This is a genomic window from Heliomicrobium undosum, assembly GCF_009877425.1.
Lineage (GTDB): Bacteria > Bacillota > Desulfitobacteriia > Heliobacteriales > Heliobacteriaceae > Heliomicrobium > Heliomicrobium undosum.
Genome location: NZ_WXEY01000012.1, coordinates 1 through 17,008 on the forward strand (window position 1 = coordinate 1; position 17,008 = coordinate 17,008).

The 17,008-nt window shown below is 56.3% G+C and carries 15 protein-coding genes and 1 riboswitch; of the genes, 10 read left to right on the forward strand and 5 right to left on the reverse strand.

Annotated elements, in window-relative coordinates:
* On the reverse strand, positions 1 to 648 hold the full coding sequence (locus GTO91_RS11405; RefSeq protein WP_161258849.1) for a glycoside hydrolase domain-containing protein: 648 nt from the start codon (positions 646 to 648) through the stop codon (positions 1 to 3).
* A gap of 239 nt (positions 649 to 887) precedes the next feature.
* On the opposite strand from GTO91_RS11405, the gene GTO91_RS11410 reads away from it, so the two are divergent.
* Positions 888 to 2,564, forward strand: coding sequence for a methyl-accepting chemotaxis protein (locus GTO91_RS11410; RefSeq protein WP_235919556.1), 1,677 nt, complete (start codon positions 888 to 890; stop codon positions 2,562 to 2,564).
* Positions 2,565 to 2,787: 223 nt separating this feature from the next.
* On the opposite strand, the gene GTO91_RS11415 is transcribed toward GTO91_RS11410, so the two are convergent.
* The 4 genes from GTO91_RS11415 to GTO91_RS11430 all read right to left on the reverse strand — a co-directional run bounded on the left by GTO91_RS11415 (position 2,788) and on the right by GTO91_RS11430 (position 5,748).
* Positions 2,788 to 3,210 (reverse strand): hypothetical protein, encoded by a 423-nt coding sequence (locus GTO91_RS11415; RefSeq protein ID WP_161258850.1) that lies wholly within the window; start codon positions 3,208 to 3,210, stop codon positions 2,788 to 2,790.
* A gap of 81 nt (positions 3,211 to 3,291) precedes the next feature.
* On the reverse strand, positions 3,292 to 3,531 hold the full coding sequence (locus GTO91_RS11420; protein WP_161258851.1) for a hypothetical protein: 240 nt from the start codon (positions 3,529 to 3,531) through the stop codon (positions 3,292 to 3,294).
* Positions 3,532 to 3,716: 185 nt separating this feature from the next.
* The gene (locus GTO91_RS11425; RefSeq protein WP_161258852.1) at positions 3,717 to 4,691 is read right to left on the reverse strand and encodes a hypothetical protein; all 975 of its coding nucleotides are present in this window, start codon (positions 4,689 to 4,691) and stop codon (positions 3,717 to 3,719) included.
* 190 nt (positions 4,692 to 4,881) lie between these two features.
* Positions 4,882 to 5,748: a VanW family protein gene (locus GTO91_RS11430; RefSeq protein WP_161258853.1), complete on the reverse strand. Its 867-nt coding sequence runs from the start codon at positions 5,746 to 5,748 to the stop codon at positions 4,882 to 4,884.
* 263 nt (positions 5,749 to 6,011) lie between these two features.
* Between GTO91_RS11430 and GTO91_RS11435 the strand changes: the two genes are divergently transcribed.
* The 9 genes from GTO91_RS11435 (at position 6,012) to GTO91_RS11475 (ending at position 16,974) form a co-directional block, all read left to right on the forward strand.
* Positions 6,012 to 6,848 carry an acyl-CoA dehydratase activase gene (locus GTO91_RS11435; protein WP_170294217.1) on the forward strand — a complete coding sequence of 279 codons (837 nt, stop codon included), beginning with the start codon at positions 6,012 to 6,014 and terminating at the stop codon, positions 6,846 to 6,848.
* Between the two features lie 125 nt (positions 6,849 to 6,973).
* Positions 6,974 to 8,143: a double-cubane-cluster-containing anaerobic reductase gene (locus tag GTO91_RS11440; protein ID WP_161258854.1), complete on the forward strand. Its 1,170-nt coding sequence runs from the start codon at positions 6,974 to 6,976 to the stop codon at positions 8,141 to 8,143.
* A 238-nt stretch (positions 8,144 to 8,381) separates the two neighbouring features.
* Positions 8,382 to 10,433 carry a methyl-accepting chemotaxis protein gene (locus GTO91_RS11445; protein ID WP_161258855.1) on the forward strand — a complete coding sequence of 684 codons (2,052 nt, stop codon included), beginning with the start codon at positions 8,382 to 8,384 and terminating at the stop codon, positions 10,431 to 10,433.
* Between the two features lie 215 nt (positions 10,434 to 10,648).
* Positions 10,649 to 12,064 (forward strand): NAD-dependent malic enzyme, encoded by a 1,416-nt coding sequence (locus GTO91_RS11450; protein WP_161258856.1) that lies wholly within the window; start codon positions 10,649 to 10,651, stop codon positions 12,062 to 12,064.
* 66 nt (positions 12,065 to 12,130) lie between these two features.
* Positions 12,131 to 12,238: riboswitch (SAM riboswitch) on the forward strand.
* 128 nt (positions 12,239 to 12,366) lie between these two features.
* Positions 12,367 to 13,395: a methionine ABC transporter ATP-binding protein gene (locus tag GTO91_RS11455; RefSeq protein WP_161258857.1), complete on the forward strand. Its 1,029-nt coding sequence runs from the start codon at positions 12,367 to 12,369 to the stop codon at positions 13,393 to 13,395.
* Complete coding sequence (locus tag GTO91_RS11460; RefSeq protein WP_161258858.1) at positions 13,388 to 14,041, forward strand: methionine ABC transporter permease; 654 nt, start codon at positions 13,388 to 13,390, stop codon at positions 14,039 to 14,041. Before GTO91_RS11455 ends, GTO91_RS11460 begins: the two co-directional genes overlap by 8 nt.
* Positions 14,042 to 14,307: 266 nt before the next feature.
* A complete protein-coding gene (locus GTO91_RS11465; RefSeq protein WP_161258859.1) occupies positions 14,308 to 15,177 on the forward strand; it encodes a MetQ/NlpA family ABC transporter substrate-binding protein in 870 nt (289 codons plus the stop codon).
* Positions 15,178 to 15,293: 116 nt separating this feature from the next.
* Positions 15,294 to 15,452 (forward strand): hypothetical protein, encoded by a 159-nt coding sequence (locus GTO91_RS11470; protein ID WP_161258860.1) that lies wholly within the window; start codon positions 15,294 to 15,296, stop codon positions 15,450 to 15,452.
* Between the two features lie 313 nt (positions 15,453 to 15,765).
* A complete protein-coding gene (locus GTO91_RS11475; RefSeq protein WP_161258861.1) occupies positions 15,766 to 16,974 on the forward strand; it encodes a hypothetical protein in 1,209 nt (402 codons plus the stop codon).
* Positions 16,975 to 17,008 lie beyond the last annotated feature (34 nt).

The following is a 17,008-nucleotide window of genomic DNA, read 5'->3' on the forward strand; positions in this document are numbered from 1 at the left end:
TTAGAAAAGTTGATTATACAACCTGCTGTCGATGAGGTTCGTATCAATGGGGCACACCCTCGAATCGCGCCCATACTGCCATGCCCAGACATTTCCCCGACAGGGTGGCCTGTTGGGTGCAAAGGCAGGCGCATTCCTCGGTCCCGTTGTCGTGATCTCCGGCTGAGCGCTCCACAATACCGTCTCGCGCCTTACCCTGGCGTCTTTTTTTACGGCGCTGCAGAAGGCTTTGCTGAATTGGCCGCGGATGGGGTCATGATAGATGCCCGGTTTATATCCCGACATCCGAATCGTATCCACCCATGCCCGGATCCAGCCTTCGTCAATGCGAAAATAATGTTCGATATTGGCAAAGAGATAGGTTCCTCGGGAGATCCCCAATCGCAAAGCATACCGAACCGCCTCGCGGGCCACCGTTTTTCCGTTTCCGTACCCTACGGCAGACCGGAAAGCGTTATAGATGGGCAAGACTTTAATGTTTTGACGATGGAGGAATGCAATTTCAGCCCTTGTCAAACCGGAAGCGGCGCGCGGAACCGTAGACAGGTATCTCCCCCAAAAAAGCGGCTTCCCAAAACGGGTAAGTACACATTGAAGCAATCGGTTATCGACCGGCGAGGCCGAGTCCACTCCCCATACATAGGCCATCGGAACACCCCCGCATCAACATATGCGGAGACGAAACAAAGGTCGCGCCGCTGGCGTGAAAAAGGATAAGGCTGTTTTTCGTAGAAATATTAATATGTGATTCAATGCGCAAGTTCTTTGCGGCGAAGACGGTGTACCAAGACTCGCATGAAAGAAAAATGGTTGATGGGGGTGAAAGCGCGAACGAATTCGCTGCGGAAAAGAAATTGACGCAAGTGTAACGAAGGGAATGACAACATATGAACATTCGCACCAAGATTTATGGCGGTTTCGGCGTAATGATTGCACTTATGGCCATCATCGTAGGCGTTGTATTTGCGCAGTTATCCAAGATAGAAGCGGACACGCAGTATCTCATCGAATATCACATCCAGATGAAAGATGACAGCCAGAAGCTGGCTTTGAATGTGGCGCGGCAGGCGGCGGGAATTCGCGGGTATCTGGCTACGGGAAACCCCAAATTTAAAGATGAATATGCGAAGGCTGAGAAGGAAGCGAACGATGCCTTAACGTTCTTGAATCACACCATCGCCGACAACAAAGAGTCTTTGGCGGCGGTAAATGGGGCTGCGCAAAAGTTTGCGCCCCATCCCGGGAAGATGTTTGCGCTCTTTGACACGCAAGGACAAGCGCCTGCCGTCGCCTACATGGGCTCAATCGCTGCGCCGGACAATGCGGCGCTGATCGCGGAAGTGCAGAAGTTTAGCGAAATGAGAACCCAGTTGTTCCTGGAGGCGAGCGAACATATTGCAGAACAGGAGCATGCCTTGAAAAGATTGTTGATGATCATTCTGGCGATGGGGCTGCTGGTTGGAATGGCCGTCGCTACAGTGATCGCCCGGCCGATCCTTACGTCGATCAATGCAGGCATGGATGTGGCCAAAACGATGGCTGATGGGGACTTGACCCGGGAAGTGCCTGTTCGGTCCCAGGATGAACTGGGTCAACTGCTGACAAGCCTGCAAACAGCGACGCAGAATCTCCGCAAGTTGATTATTCATGTGGCAAGCACGGCTGAAACTGTTGCCGCCTCATCGCAAGAGCTCACCGCCAGCGCAGAGCAGTCGGCCCAGGCGACCAACCAGGTGGCGATGACCATCACCGGTGTGGCCCAAGGGGCGGAACGGCAGATGCACGCTGTGGAGACCACGGTGGACGTCATTGAGCAGATGTCGACAAGCATCCAGCAGGTTTCGGCGAATGCCAATCTCGTGACGACCATGGCGGAAAAGACAGCCGGCGCTGCCGCGCAGGGCGATAAAGCCGTCAACGCCGCAGTCAGCCAGATGAAGAGCATTGAGACGACAGTTTCAGGTTCTGCCCAAGTGGTAGCCCGACTGGGAGAACGCTCGAAGGAGATCGGCCTGATCGTGGACACCATCTCCGGCATCGCTGGGCAGACGAACCTGCTGGCGCTGAACGCGGCCATCGAAGCGGCCCGCGCCGGGGAGCAGGGGAGAGGCTTTGCCGTCGTCGCCGACGAAGTGCGCAAGTTGGCGGAGCAGTCCCAGGAGGCCGCCCAGCAGATCGCAAACCTGATCGGCGAAATCCAGACGGAGACCGACAAGGCCGTTGTTGCGATGCATGACGGCACACGGGAAGTCGCCCTGGGGGCCGATGTGGTCAATAAGGCCGGACAGGCATTCCAAGAGATTGTGTCCTTGATCGGTCAGGTTTCCGCCCAAATCAAGGAGATCTCTTCTTCCATCGAACAGTTGGCCCGGGGAAGCCAGCATATTGTCACATCAGTGCGGGACATCGACCGGATCGTCAAGGATACGGCGGGGCAAACACAGACGGTCTCGGCTGCGACAGAGGAGCAGTCTGCTTCTATGGAAGAGATCGCCGCGTCGAGCCACGCCCTAGCCAGGTTGGCCGAGGAACTGCAAGGGGCGCTGGGGAAGTTTAAGGTATAGCATCCTAGGACGATACCCTCAACTAAAATCGACTTAAAACCGCCTATGCCCGCAGGCTGTGCCGATCGGGAAAGGCGGTTTTTATTTTTCGTAAGGATGGGTACGCTCGGGAAACAATCTGCTTTACGTCCCCACAACGGGGCGAAAGCCATAAAGAATCAAAAACCAGCCGTTGCGGGCTGGTTTTTGGTATCAAATTCTATTACACGTTTATGAGGAAACGCTAACGTTTATCTTTAATCATGGTACTGATCCCAGTCATGAGCAGTATATAAAAGGGATACATAAGCAACATGCCGATGATGAAAAAGGCCGCGCCGTAATTATCCTCGTCGCCAGGATGGTGGTTCGGAAAAGTGAAGGAAAAGGTGAGCGTGAAGAGGAGCCAATAAGGAAACCACAGTACGCAGGAAAGAAAAGCGATTTTTTTTCCACCCAGCCAAGCTTTCGTGAGGATTGGGAACAGCAATGAGCAAAAAACAAGACCGGTGAGGTACACGATGATAGATATTTTCGTTATCTGGTCTAAGGGTAACCCAGTGAGATGTTCAATCCTGCCGATGTTCAGGGGTAATACAGTCGCCGCAAACAGCGCGATGCCATAAAGCAGGCTAAGGAGATTTGTTTTTAGAAGGGAATCTTTCACATTTATTTGCCTCTCACTGGTCGAACAGATGGGAATACCCCCATGCGGGCGTGCACTGTATCGCAGTGAAACCGCGCTTTTCTACTGGGCGACTTGGACCGAAAACTGGATTAATTGATAGATCACGCTGCCTACTATGAAGATAAGGGATATTCTCGCCATCCAGCGAACGATGGGTTTGGGGTATTTGAGGTGTGGCGGAAGTTCGCCGCCGAGGTAGCGGCCGGGATTGTACTGCTGATTGCCCCATTCGGCCATATCGTTGAGGTACTCGCTGGGGTGTCCGCCTTCTGGGTGACTGTCCGGTTTGCCGGTGGACATGTCAATAGACTCCTCTCTGTTGCAGAATGATCGAGCGAAATGGTCGTGAGCGAGAAGGCTAATCGCGAGGGAGCGGGGGCGCGTTGTTTGGTAAACTTTTTCGGTGAAAATCTTGTTTTTCCTGCCAATAAAAAAATGGCGCCTGCATAGCGCCAATGAAGAACACAATCGGATATCATTTGCCATCACAGTTTCAGCGCTTTTTTCACGCCTTCGTAAGACTGGGGCATCAGTTCGGGGATGATCAGCGGGCTGGTGGGATCCGACGGGGAGCGGCCGAAGATCTTTTTGAATCCCTCTTCATCGAAGACGTTTGCCAGGTGGGCGAGCAGGTCCGAGTGGGCGCTGTTGACGCTTTCGGCGTACTCACTGCGGTCTACTTGGCCGCGAAGCAGAAGGTTGTCCAGGCCGTGTTTCGTTGTCGTAAACGTGTGATCGCCTTCCAGGATGTGGTCGAAGAAGGACTCGAATTTATGTTCCAGACCCAGACATGCCGTCAAGAGCTTTTGAATCGGAGAGGTGCGGTTTTCTTTCACGGGCTTTTCGCCCAAGTGGTCCCGGATATCTTTATGTAATGCGGCATATAAGTCGTCAAAATAACCGGGCAATTGATCGCTTGTGGGCGGTTCGGGATACTTGGACAATTCAATCAGCTTGCTGCGCATGGTGCAGAGGTACTTTTCAAAGGTCTGGGCGCCCGCCTGATAATCATAGGGGTGGATGGTTCCCCGGAAGCCGAAGACCCAGCGGCTGTCATTCAGCTTGTTGTTCCAGTTGACAGGGCAACTGTCTACACCTTCAGCCGAGCAGAGGATCACGTTGCACATCTGGTGGCAAACGCCCATGTAAGCGTAGATGATGCCGGCGCAGTCGCCCAGATCCATATAACCGCCGCTCAGGGGGCCGTGGTTGTATTCGGTGCGGTCCAGGCTGGAGGGGACGCCGAATTCCGCCAAACCGCGGGCCACGTAGAGATTGCACGCTACAGCGGCGCCGATCTCGACATGGTCGGGCGTGTAGAGGGGTTTGGGAAAGTCTTTCGGGTCGGTGCTGACGGTCCAGTAGTCGTGAAAGTTGATGTTTCCGTCCGCGATGGCGTAGGTGTGCTCCATGCCGGGGATGCCAAGGATGTCGAGAACGCCTGCCTGGATGGTCGACAAAGGCCCCACTCCTTTTTAAATTTCTCCTTACCACGATAATGGAAATCATGAGTCTTTTCAACGCAACCATGAGGCATGAGGGGGTCGCATTTCATCCGAATACGGTCATGGGTGTGGCGAATCGATTTTCTCCCTTCAGACCGCGGTCCATGACATTTTCCCAAAAATCCGGATATGACAATCTGTTGTGTCAATGCATCGATTTCCACAAGCGGAGTCCCAAGCCGTTGGGCCGTTGCAACTTTTCAAAGGCCATCAGCGCGTCGCCGTTGCGGAAGCGGTAGTCCAGTTCCCCGTAGTAGACGGTGGCGTCCCCGCCGCGCGGGACATAGGCGACGGGGCGGGAGTGGTGATTTTGTTCCACGACCTCCACATCTGTCCTCGAGGCCGCCTGGTGGACGATGGTGGAGGCGAAACAGATGCCGCCGCCCTGCTCCTGGATGAAGCGGTTATCGATCAGCGACATGCCTGTGATAAAACCGCGATCGGCCGACCGGGGCCCGACGACATCATTGAAGGAGAAGGTTTCATTGGCTTTCAGCACATAGCCGTCCAGATGGTCCAGGGCCGTCGAGGCGTTGCGTCCCCCGTTGTAGCTCACGTGAGTGAGCGGGAGAACGATCTCGGCCGCGATGACCCAGGAGGGGACGGCAACGGTGACCTCTTCTCCCTCCAGGATCGCCGAGGCGATCCGTTCCAGGCCGCCTTCGCGGAGCCGGAGGTGTTTCGGCAGCGCATCAGCGAAAAGGACAGCCGTTTGCCTTGCCGTTTCCGGATCCAGGGTGGGGAGGTAGGACCATGTTCCCGGCGACAGGTAATCGGCGCCTTGGCCGGGGACGAAGGCAAAGCGCTCCTTCCCGACAAGGAAGGTGATCGTGCCGGCCTCCGGCGTCATCACTGCCAGATGTGGTTGCCGCTGCGGTTGCGCCTGCGCTGTGGAATCTGCCGGAGCGTAGGCCTCCGTCCAGGTCAGGGCGGCGGACTGAAGTCCGTGCAGGGTGAGGGCGCCGGCTACCATGGCCGCACAGAGGGCGGCCCGGCGCGCGATCAGGTTCAAGGCGAATCGACCTCCGTCAAAAAAGGCCTTGCGGACAGGCAAGACCTTTTTTGGGAAATATTAGGTGGAAACTTTACTGTAATGTCTATTCGCCCTTTCTTCGCTTTAGAAGTGACTCAGCGCGCTGCACATTCGAAGGCGCCCTTACTCATTTTTTCACTTGTCTCTACAGGAAAGCCGGTACTGAAAGCCGAACTATTTTTGCTTGTGTCGTCGAATCTGTAGCGACGGTTAAAAAAATCCTGAGCATAAAGGTGGTTACATTGGACAGCAAAAGCGCAATCGCCGCACCAGGAGCACCAAAGGCGACTGGGGCGGCTATCGTCGTGGCCGGCATTGACGCCGGCTCAACAGCGGTGAAACTGGTCCTTCACGACGAAAATCGTTTTGGCTTTTGGCAGCGCCCCTCCGGTTGGAGCCCCGGCGAGACGGCCCGGGAACTGCTCCAGGAGGCATTGACCGCCTGGGGGCGAACTAAGGAGGAACTGGCCTATATCTGCGGCACCGGTTACGGGCGGGTCAATCTGCCTTTTCTCGATTCGGCGGTGACGGAGATCGCCTGTCATGCCCGGGGAGCGGTGCATCTCCGCCCCGGCGTGCGACTCGTCATCGACATCGGCGGCCAGGATGCCAAAGGGATTCTCGTCAGTTCTACCGGTCGTGTCATCGATTTTGTCATGAATGACAAATGCGCCGCCGGAACGGGCCGCTTTTTGGCCGTCATGGCCCATGCCCTGGGGATGGAGGTGGCCGACATGGGCGCATGCATACCGGGGAGCGTTGAAGCCCAGCCGCAGCCGATCAACGCCATGTGCACCGTCTTCGCCGAATCGGAGGTGATCGGGCTGCTCAACCAGGGCATTGACCGGCGCGCGATCATCGCCGGGCTGCACCAGTCGGTGGCCCGCAGGGTATCTGCCATGGTGGCCCGCCTCGGCGCACCGGGACCGGTTCTCTTTACGGGCGGTGTGGCCCGCAATGCCGGTGTCCGCGCAGCCCTGGAAAAAGCGTTGGGCTGCCCCGTGGAAGTGAAGGAACAGTCGCCCTTCGCCGGCGCCATCGGCGCTGCCTTGATCGCCAGGGAAAAGGCGGCGGGCTGAAAAGCCGGTGAAAGCATTTGAAGATGTACGCCGTCTGCGAGAGAACCGCGAATAAAATTTGTTCTAAAAGATGTGAACGTAAGCGAAAATGGCATGGAAATGCCACGAAAGAAGGAGAGTCGGAAATGTCTGTCATCGCCGAAGAACGCCCCTACACCATGGCCTTTTTTGACGTCGCCATCCCGAAGGCGGCCGGTTCCATCATCGCGGAAAAGCAAAAAGGAAAAAAAGTGATGGGACACTACTGCGTCTTCGCGCCCCAGGAGTTGGCCATCGCGGCCGGCGCCGTGCCGGTGGCCCTCTGCGCCACCAAGGAGGAGCCCATCAATGACGGCGAAAAGGTGCTGCCGCGAAACTTCTGCCCCCTGATCAAGTCTTCCTACGGCTTTGCCATCACCGACAAGTGCCCCTTTTTCCTCCACTCGGACCTGGTCATGGGCGAGACGACCTGTGACGGCAAGAAGAAGATGTTCGAATTGATGGGCAAGTTCAAGCCCATGCATGTGATGAGCCTCCCGGCGGGCAGCCAGAGCGAGGCCGACCGCAACTACTGGATGGCTGAGATGGAGCGGGCCAAAGGCGCCCTGGAGGAATTCTTCCAGACGACCATCACCGACGAGGCGCTGGTGGAAGCCATCAAGGAACTGAACGCCGAGCGCCAACTCATGCAGCGTCTCGCCGGCTACCTCAAGCACGACCCGGTGCCCCTCTCCGGTCAAGACCTGCTGAAGGTGCTCTGGTCGAGAAACTTCTGCTTTGATCGCGCCGCCTTTGCGGAACAGGTGGAGGAACTGATGGCCGAACTGGACGAGCGGATCGCCCAAGGCGTTGGCGCCGCCGCCAAAGGGGCCAAGCGCATCATCGTCACCGGCGTCCCTACCGGCGTGGGCACGGAGAAGGTCATCCGCATCATTGAAGAATCCGGGGCTGCCGTCGTCTTCCTGGAGAACTGCGCCGGCATGAAGCAGTTTCTCGTCACTGTCGATGAGACGAAGCCACCGATGGAGGCGATCGGTGAGAAGTACCTGGCCACCCCCTGTTCCTGCATGAGCCCCAATACAGACCGCCTGGAACTGCTCGTCCGCCTTGTCGACGAGTACAAGGCTGATGGCATTGTGGACATCACCTGGCAGGGTTGCCACACCTACAACGTGGAGTCCCGCATCGTCCGCGACTACCTGCGGGAGCAGCGTGAGATCCCTGTCCTGCACATCGAGACGGACTACTCGGAAGGCGACAGCCAGCAGATTCGCACGCGGGTGCAAGCCTACCTGGAGATGCTCGGCGGGGTGTAAAGGCGCGATGATTCCGAGGGGAAAGCAAAACCGCAATTCCCTTTCCAACCGCTGTTGGGAGGGATTGCGGTTTTTTATTTTTTCACAAAATACAAATCGAATAAATAATTCAATGTACATGCTAGATATGCTATCGAAATTTTAAGTTTTCTTTAAGCCTTCACTTGAGGAAAAGGGAATACCATGTCGAATGTCGTAATTGTAATAGCAATCACAAAAAGGAAAAGGGTGAGTGGCGATGAAAAGCATCAAGTCATTGTTAGTGGGGTTTACCCTCCTGCTTACCGTGGCGATTTTTGCCGTTCAAACAGTTGTCAGTTTCATGTACACCAAGGATAACGTCGATGCGTCAGCGCTGTCGCGCATGCGTTTGCAGGCGGAGATGGAGGCGTCCCGGTTGGAGTCGCAGATCGCCATCACCGGCGCCATGAGCCAAACCATCGCCAACGATGTGGGCGCATTAGGTCCGCAACATAGTGAGGACTTGTTGAACATGACTCGGGAACACCTGAAGAGCCTGCCCATGAGTGTTGGCGCCGGATTTTGGCTGGAACCGGGCGTCTATCCGGAGAAAGGCACGTACTTCGGCCCCTACCTCTACAAAGAGGGCAATGAGATCAAACTGACCTGGGACTACAGCAACGCCGAGTACGACTATTTTCAATACGACTGGTACAAAAACGGCATGAACAGCCCCGGCGGGGCCATCTGGAGCGAGCCCTATGTAGACACGGTGACGGGCGTTCCCATGCTCACCGCCAGCCATCCCATCCGTTTGGCAGGGAAGAGGATCGGGGTGACCACTGTTGACATTGGCTTAAAGGAACTGACTGAAGCGGTGCGGCAGATCCGCGTCGGGCAGGGAGGACGGGCCTTTATCGTAACCCAACAGGGCTTTTACCTGGCCCACCCCGATGAGAGCAAGAACCTGAAAGATAAAATCCTCGATGAGCAGGATCCCCAGTTGCAACAGTTTGGAAAACAGGTCGTGGAAGCCAAAGAAGTCGGGCTGGCCCACCTGACGATGAACGGGGTGGCGCAGCATGCCGTTTTTGTGCCGATCGGCAACACGGGGATGAAGCTTGTGGCCGCCATTCCGGAAGCGGAGGTCAATGCGCCGGCGACACGGTTGCTTTGGACGAACCTCTCCATTTTCCTGCTGGCCGTCGCCCTCTTTGCCCTACTGCTGTATCTGCTGATCGAGCGACGCGTGGCCCGTCCGCTGCGACACCTGAAAGAACAGGCGGAGCGCGTCGCCCAGGGCGATTTATCTGTGGTGAAAAACGAAGTTGTTTCTCAAGACGAGTTCGGCCAGTTGGCCCAGTCCTTCACCACAATGACCGTCAACCTGCGCGGCATCGTCAGCCAGGTGCTGGCAGAGTCGAAACAACTGGACGAATCGTCCTGTCACCTGACCGAATCGGCCAACCAGGTGGGTGAGGCGGCGACACAACTCGCCGAAGCCGTCGGAGGGTTGGCGGAAGGCGCCGGCAAGCAGGTGGCGGAGGTCGCCCGTTTTCGCGACCATGTGCAAGCCAGCGAATTGCATGTTCATGAGGGGGAAGCGGCTTCAAACGCCTTGGCCCAGGACGCCCGACAATCGACGGCGGCGGCAACCCAGTGTCACGACACCATCGAAAAAGCGTCCCAGCACCTCCAGGGCGTCAGTCAGTCCGTCGACGCCAGCACGGCGGCGATTCGCCGGCTCAACGGGCTATCCGAGGAGATCGGGGTGATCACCACCTCCATCACCGGCATCGCCGAGCAGACGAATCTGCTCGCCTTGAACGCTGCCATTGAAGCGGCGAGAGCCGGCGAGCATGGGCGTGGCTTTCACATCGTCGCCGATGAAGTGCGCAAGCTGGCCGAGGAATCAGCCCGGGCAGCGACGCAGATCACGAGCCTTGTCAGCAACATGCAGCAGGAGATCTCGGGCATGGTCGATATGATGAACGCCAACGTGACATCGATCGGCGAGCAGGTGGGCCTGATCCGGCAAGGGGCCGCAGCGTTGGAGCAGGTCATCGGGTCGGCCATGCGCACTGAAGGCAGTGTTCGTCAGATGCAGGAAGCCGTCGATATGATCTCTGCCTCCGTGAAAGCGATGAACGCGTCGGCCGGGGTGATCGAAGGGGTGGCCGGCGAGTTTTCGGCCCTTTCGCAACAACTGGCCGCCTCTACGCAGGAGCAGGCGGCTGTGGCCGAGGAGATGGCCGAACGCAGCGGCCAGCTCAGCCAGTCCGCTCAATCGCTCCAAGAAAAAGCCAAACAGTTTCGCATGGACCCCTAGAGCGCCCTTCTCAGGCTAGACACCACCTCCATTCATCCATATTAAATTTTTGATAAAAAGGGATTGTAATAAGTCCCTTTTTTCTTTTTTTCTGGACTTTGTGAAGGGATTGAAGGGGAAAATGTGCAATACTTCCTGTGAAGGGATGACAGAAACGAGGGTCTACTCTACATACTCGCGCCCGCTCACGCGGCGCCAAGATAGGGAGTGTTGTCATGTCGATTGCGGTGAACGTGTTGCTGCGTCTCAAACTGGAAAACCAGCCGGGGATGTTGGCCCAGGTGCTTTCGATTATCGCCGCCCATGAGGGGCACCCGGGATCGATCGACCTGGTGTCGGCCTCGACCACCCACGTGATACGGGAACTGATGGTCCGCCTCCACGACAGCCGCGCCTTTGAGCGTCTGCTGGCGGAACTGCGGGAGACGCCGGGTGTGCAGGTCATCCGCGTGGCCGACCGTGTCTTTCTCCGCCACGTGGGCGGCAAAATCGAGGTACGTTCCCGCTGTCCCGTCGCCAACCGGGAAGACCTCTCCCTGATCTACACTCCCGGCGTCGGCGCTATCTCCGAGTTGATCGCTCGGGAGCCGGACATGGCCTTTCCTCTCACGATGAAGGGTAACGCCATCGCTATCGTCACCGACGGATCCGCCGTCCTCGGCCTGGGCGACCTCGGTCCGGCGGCCGCTTTGCCGGTCATGGAGGGCAAGGCGGTCCTCTTTAAGCGCTTTGCCGGCATCAATGCCGTGCCCATCTGCCTGGACGTCCATGAGCCGCAGGCGATCATCGACGCCGTCCGGGCCATCGCCCCGGCCTTTGGCGGCATCAATTTGGAAGACATCGCTGCGCCGAAGTGCTTCGAGATCGAGCAGCGGCTGTCCGAAATCCTTGACATCCCCGTCTTTCACGACGACCAGCACGGGACGGCCATCGTCACCCTGGCAGGGCTCCTGAACGCACTGAAGGTGGTAGGCAAGGAACTGGCGCAGGCGCGGATCGTCATCGCCGGCGCCGGCGCAGCCGGTATGGCCATCACCGCCATGCTGCTGAAGGCCGGCGCCACAGACCTCATCGTCTGCGACCGCAAAGGGGCGATCTCCCGGGATGAAGGGCCGTCGCAGCCGTCCAAACGATGGATCGCCGAACACACCAACGCAGGCTGTGTCAAGGGACCCCTGAAAAAGGTTGTCGCCGGCGCCGACGTGTTTATCGGTGTCTCCGGTCCCGGTGTCTTAGACCGGGCCGATGTGGAGACCATGGCCGCCCGGCCTGTCATCTTCGCCCTGGCCAATCCCGAACCGGAGATCGAGCCCGAGACGGTCCATGACATCGCCGGCGTCATCGCCACCGGCCGATCCGACTACCCCAACCAGATCAACAACGCCCTGGCCTTCCCCGGCATCTTTCGGGGCGCCCTCGACTGCCACGCCAGGACGATTAGCGACGAGATGTCCTTAGCCGCCGCCTACGCCTTGGCCGGCCTCGTTCCCGAGGAGGAGTTGTCAGCCGAACACATCATCCCCTCCATCTTCCATGAAGAGGTGGCCTCGGTCGTCGCCCGGGCCGTCGTCGAGGTGGCGCGGCGCACCGGCGTGGCAAGGCCGACTCCCCATGGACCGGGGGAGGAGTAGAAAAAACCGATTGACAAGCGAAGCTTGTGCTTGTTATACTCAAGTGCGTGACAACGAAATACGGACTTCTTATCAAGAGATGGCTGAGGGACTGGCCCGATGACGCCCGGCAACCGGTTATGTATAACACGGTGCCAATTCCTGCGGGATGCGACGCATCCCGGGAGATAAGGAGGGGAATAAGCGTGCGCAAAAACCTCTTCTTGTCGAAGAGGTTTTTTGTTTTGTACCATCATTTTTTCGCGTCACCAGCGTTTTTCATGTCAGCGAGTTTTTACACTTCACCGAAACGAGGAGACACCATGATCGAAATCCGCAACCTGAAAAAAGTCTTCCCCGCCGCCGGGGGGCTCTTCACCGCCCTCGACGGGATCAACCTTACCATCCCTGAGGGAAAAATCTACGGCATCATCGGGCCGAGCGGCGCCGGCAAGAGCACCCTCATCCGCACGATCAACATGCTGGAGCGGCCCAGCGAGGGCAGCGTCGTCATCGACGGCGAGGACATCGCCCGATTTGACGATAGCCGCTTGCGCGCGCTTCGCCAGCAGATCGGCATGATCTTTCAGCACTTCAACCTGCTCACCTCCCGCACCGTCGGCGAGAACATCGCCTTCCCCCTGGAGATCGCCGGTATGGACAAAGCGCAGATCCGGGCGCGGGTGAAGGAACTGCTGCCCCTCGTCGGGCTGGAAGACAAGGAAGACACCTATGTGGCCCACCTGAGCGGCGGCCAGAAGCAACGCGTCGGTATCGCCAGGGCGCTGGCCAACCACCCGAAGATCCTGCTCTGTGACGAAGCCACCTCCGCCCTCGATCCCCAGACGACCCAGTCCATCCTGCGACTCATCGCCGACATCAACCGGCGCTTCAACCTGACCGTCGTCCTGATCACCCATGAGATGCAGGTCATCCAGGAGATCTGCGACGAGGTGGCCTTCATCGAAGGCGGCAGGATCATCGAGGCTGGACCAGTGCGCGAGGTCTTTACCAATCCCCGTTCGCCCGTCGTCAAGGAATTCGTCCGGGGCGCCCTCGAGGGGGAGAAGCTCCGCCACCTCCTCGCGGCAGGTACTTTTCAGCGCAGCAACGGCGGTCGCCTCATTCGGATCACCTTTGCAGGGGGCGCGACAGAAGAGCCCCTTCTCGCTTCAGTCATCCGCCGTTTTAGCGTCGACGCCAACATCCTCTTCGGGAACATCGACACCGTCCGCGAGACACCCTTCGGCACGCTGCTGTTGGAGTTGACTGGCGAAGCGGTCAAGGTCGACGAGGCGCTCGCCTATATCCGCTCCCGCGATGTGAAGGTGGAGGTGATCGACCGTGAATGAGACGTACTTGCAGGCCACATGGGAGACCTTTTACATGGTTATCGCGGCGACCGGCCTTTCGACGCTCCTCGGCATCCCCTTGGGCATCCTCCTGGTCGTGACGGAGAAAGCCGGCGTCCTGCCCAACCGGCTCGTCAACAGCTTCCTCGCCATCGCCGTCAACATCTTCCGCTCCATCCCCTTTATCATCCTGCTGGTGGCCATCCTGCCCCTGACCAAGCTGCTCGTGGGCAGCCGCATCGGCACCCAGGCCGCCATCGTCCCCCTCACCGTCGCCGCCATCCCCTTCGTGGCCCGCATCATCGAGGCCTCCCTCAAAGAGGTCGACAAGGGCATCATCGAGGCGGCTAGGGCCATGGGGGCGACACCAGGACAGATCATCAGCAAGGTGCTCCTGCCGGAAGCGTTGCCCGGCCTGCTGCTGGGGATCATCATCACCTTTGTGACCTTGATCGGCTACTCGGCCATGGCCGGCGCTGTGGGAGGAGGTGGTTTGGGCGATCTGGCGATCCGAGAAGGCTACATGCGCAACAACAGCGATGTGACCTGGGTGACGGTCGTGGTACTGGTGGCCATGGTGCAGGTCTTCCAGAGCCTCGGCGACTGGCTCACCGGGCGGATCCGCAAGCGCCGCGGGCTGGTGTGAAAAGCTGACAAAATAGCGTTCGCCTTTCTGCGGCGAGAAAGGGGCGAGCGAAGGCTCCAGGAAAAGCACCTTAAGGAAGCAGAGGAACACAGAGAACACAGCTAATGTGCAAGAAGAACACCTTAGAAAACTGTAACGCAGAAAAGACCTTAAACGCAGAAAAGTATCGGGCGCTTAGATGCCCCGGAAACACAGGTTGCAGGAAATACAGACACAGAGAAACTCACCAACACCACAGCAAAAAACAGACAAGGAGAATCACAATTATGTTCAACCAACTGTTGCAGAAAAAAGTCACCCGCCTCATTGGCGGCCTCCTGGTGCTATCCGTAGCCGCCCTCGGCGCAGCCGGCTGCGGCGCCAAGGATACGACCGGCAAAGCCGCCGGCGGCAATAACGGCCAAACGGCAGCCCAATCGAAGACGATCCGCTTTGGCGTCTCCCCGGTGCCCCATGCCGAGATCGCGAAGATCGCTAAGGATCTCCTGGCCAAGGACGGCATTGAACTGAAGATCGTCGAGTTTAACGACTATGTGCAGCCCAACCTGGCCCTAGCTGACGGTGAACTTGACGCCAACTTCTTTCAGCATAAGCCCTATCTGGACACCTTCGCCGACGAACATAAGCTGGATCTGAAGACCGTGGCCGGCGTCCATGTGGAGCCCATGGGCGTCTACTCTCACAAAGTAAAGTCCCTCGCCGACCTGAAGGAAAAGGCCAGAGTCGCCATCCCGAACGATCCGACCAACGGCGGCCGCGCCTTGTTGCTCCTCCAGTCAGCCGGCCTCATCAAACTTGACCCCAACGCCGGCGTGAAGGCGACCACCAAAGACATCAAAGAGAACTCGAAAGGCCTCGTGATCACCGAACTGGAAGCGGCCATGCTGCCCAAAATCCTCGATGACGCCGACATCGCTGTTATCAACACCAACTTCGCCCTCGGCGCCGGCCTCAACCCCCTCAAAGACGCCCTGACGATGGAAGGCAAGGACTCGCCCTATGTGAACATCGTCGTCGTCAAGAACGGCAACGAGAACAACGAAGCGATCCAGAAGCTCGTCAAGGCGCTCACCAGCCCCGAAGTGAAGAAGTTCATCGGTGAGAAGTACCAAGGGGCTGTCGTGCCGGCCTTTTAACTACTGCCTCGAGTTACAGGCCGCTTTTTCTCCCCGGTACCCAGGCTGTTCTTGGACATACTAGGCTTACTGCCTTCAATAGCGAGTTGGTCAAACGCATGAGGAGGGACAGCCAAATGACACCGGAAAAACCTATTCCCGATTCGACCCAGACGGTCCGCCATGTGGCCGCTCAGGATCCAGAAAACATCACCGCTGTGGCGGCGACAGAGTTCTCTGATCGCTCGGAAAAAGCCATTATAGCCAACATCAAAGCACGAAAAGGCCGGATATAAAAACAACAGCCTGAAGCATCCGTAACAGCGGTGAACTTCAGGCTGTTTGTTTTAGAGAATAGGTTACATCGGTGGATATAACTATTAATGTTAAATATAAATTTATAGAAAGCGAAAAAAATAACTATTAACATATACACCTTAATGGAGTGTAAATTGGCTTAAAATATGGTTGAACAAAAAAAATAAATATTGTAAAATTACTTCAGTAAAAAACAGAAGGTGGTGACATTGCAGCCAGATTACTTTTTTTCCAAAATAAGACATAACAGCAAAGCGGTTTACAAGTTTGCATTAATAAAGGAAGAAAACAATGAAAAAGGGATTTCTACGACTTATCGGATTAAGCTGCTCCTTGCTCATGCTTGCGCTCCCCACAGCGTCTTTTGCTGACGGCTCTTCGGGGGATAAGATTTCTGCTTCTGAAGCTAAAAAGGCGGCTGCCTTTCAGATTGCTCTTGACAAAAAAGCAAACAAAGATTCGACCTGGTTGTCCAAGAAAATTCAGTTACAGGAACCTGTCCCTGTATACGATACGTCTGATTCGGTATTTAGCTATATCGTTAACATTACTAGTGATGGAGAAAAAGCAGGATTTGTCGAAGTTAGCGCTGACCCGGATGAGTACCCCATCCTCAGCTTCTCTTGTGAGGGGAGCGCAATGGACAGTGAGCAAATAGGTCAATTAAAATCAAAGTCAAAAGAAAAAGCAACTTCTGAAAAGGTAGTCGCGATTGGTCCGGCATATTACGGCCTAAAACGTGAACTGTCTGATGGTTCGGCTAAGATTATTTCCTTGAAAGAAGAAATATCTATCGCAAAAGAAGAAAATGTACCTAAGCCAAAGAAGAAAATAGAACAAAATAATGACGCTCGCAAACTTCGTAAACAAATCGACGACATCTTTCCGGGAGAGATTGGCACTACCAGTGACGGTGTTACCGACAGCCTTAGCTTTGAAACCGGGTCAAACAGTTTTACGTTAATCGGCGGGGTACCTGATCTCCAACAAACGACCAGTTCCTTGTGGGGAGGCGGTTACTCCGGGTGTTCTCCGACGTCAGCGGCCAACATCATGAAGTATTGGGCTTCAAAAGGTTATTCGTCTCTCACGTCGGGATTGACGAACGAACAACTTCTTTATGCGCTCAGACAAGCGATGGGAACCAGCAGTTCGGGATCGACCCCGGTAAATAACATTTCTCCGGGCATGCAAAGTTTTGCGCGTAGTCATGGCGCATCGACTGCAAAAGCCTGGTATTTAAGCGCCACATACAGCGCCTACAAATCCGGTATCAATACATACGGTCCCAATGTGATTTCATTTTATAGTCAAACCTATTACGGTACCCATTCCGTTACAGGGGTCGGCTGGACTCAGTATACAGTAAATGGTTCTACCGCTGGTCATGAGTATATGGAAGTTCATGACAATTGGTCTGTTACCCCCTATAGTGTTTTCGTTGCATTTGGAAGAAATTACTCCGGTATTTACTTCGATCAATTTGCGCCCAAGTATTAAGTACAAACAGTAGTTTTACATCCTTGCCGTAATG

What these genes read in the sequence shown, in the direction of transcription:
- GTO91_RS11440 (WP_161258854.1), top strand. Translation starts at nt 6,974, where the DNA reads ATGTCTGTCATCGCCGAAGAACGCCCCTACACCATGGCCTTTTTTGAC.
- GTO91_RS11470 (WP_161258860.1), top strand. Translation starts at nt 15,294, where the DNA reads ATGACACCGGAAAAACCTATTCCCGATTCGACCCAGACGGTCCGCCAT.
- GTO91_RS11445 (WP_161258855.1), top strand. Translation starts at nt 8,382, where the DNA reads ATGAAAAGCATCAAGTCATTGTTAGTGGGGTTTACCCTCCTGCTTACC.
- GTO91_RS11475 (WP_161258861.1), top strand. Translation starts at nt 15,766, where the DNA reads ATGAAAAAGGGATTTCTACGACTTATCGGATTAAGCTGCTCCTTGCTC.
- GTO91_RS11420 (WP_161258851.1), bottom strand. Translation starts at nt 3,531, where the DNA reads ATGTCCACCGGCAAACCGGACAGTCACCCAGAAGGCGGACACCCCAGC.
- GTO91_RS11405 (WP_161258849.1), bottom strand. Translation starts at nt 648, where the DNA reads ATGGCCTATGTATGGGGAGTGGACTCGGCCTCGCCGGTCGATAACCGA.
- GTO91_RS11455 (WP_161258857.1), top strand. Translation starts at nt 12,367, where the DNA reads ATGATCGAAATCCGCAACCTGAAAAAAGTCTTCCCCGCCGCCGGGGGG.
- GTO91_RS11465 (WP_161258859.1), top strand. Translation starts at nt 14,308, where the DNA reads ATGTTCAACCAACTGTTGCAGAAAAAAGTCACCCGCCTCATTGGCGGC.
- GTO91_RS11450 (WP_161258856.1), top strand. Translation starts at nt 10,649, where the DNA reads ATGTCGATTGCGGTGAACGTGTTGCTGCGTCTCAAACTGGAAAACCAG.
- GTO91_RS11410 (WP_235919556.1), top strand. Translation starts at nt 888, where the DNA reads ATGAACATTCGCACCAAGATTTATGGCGGTTTCGGCGTAATGATTGCA.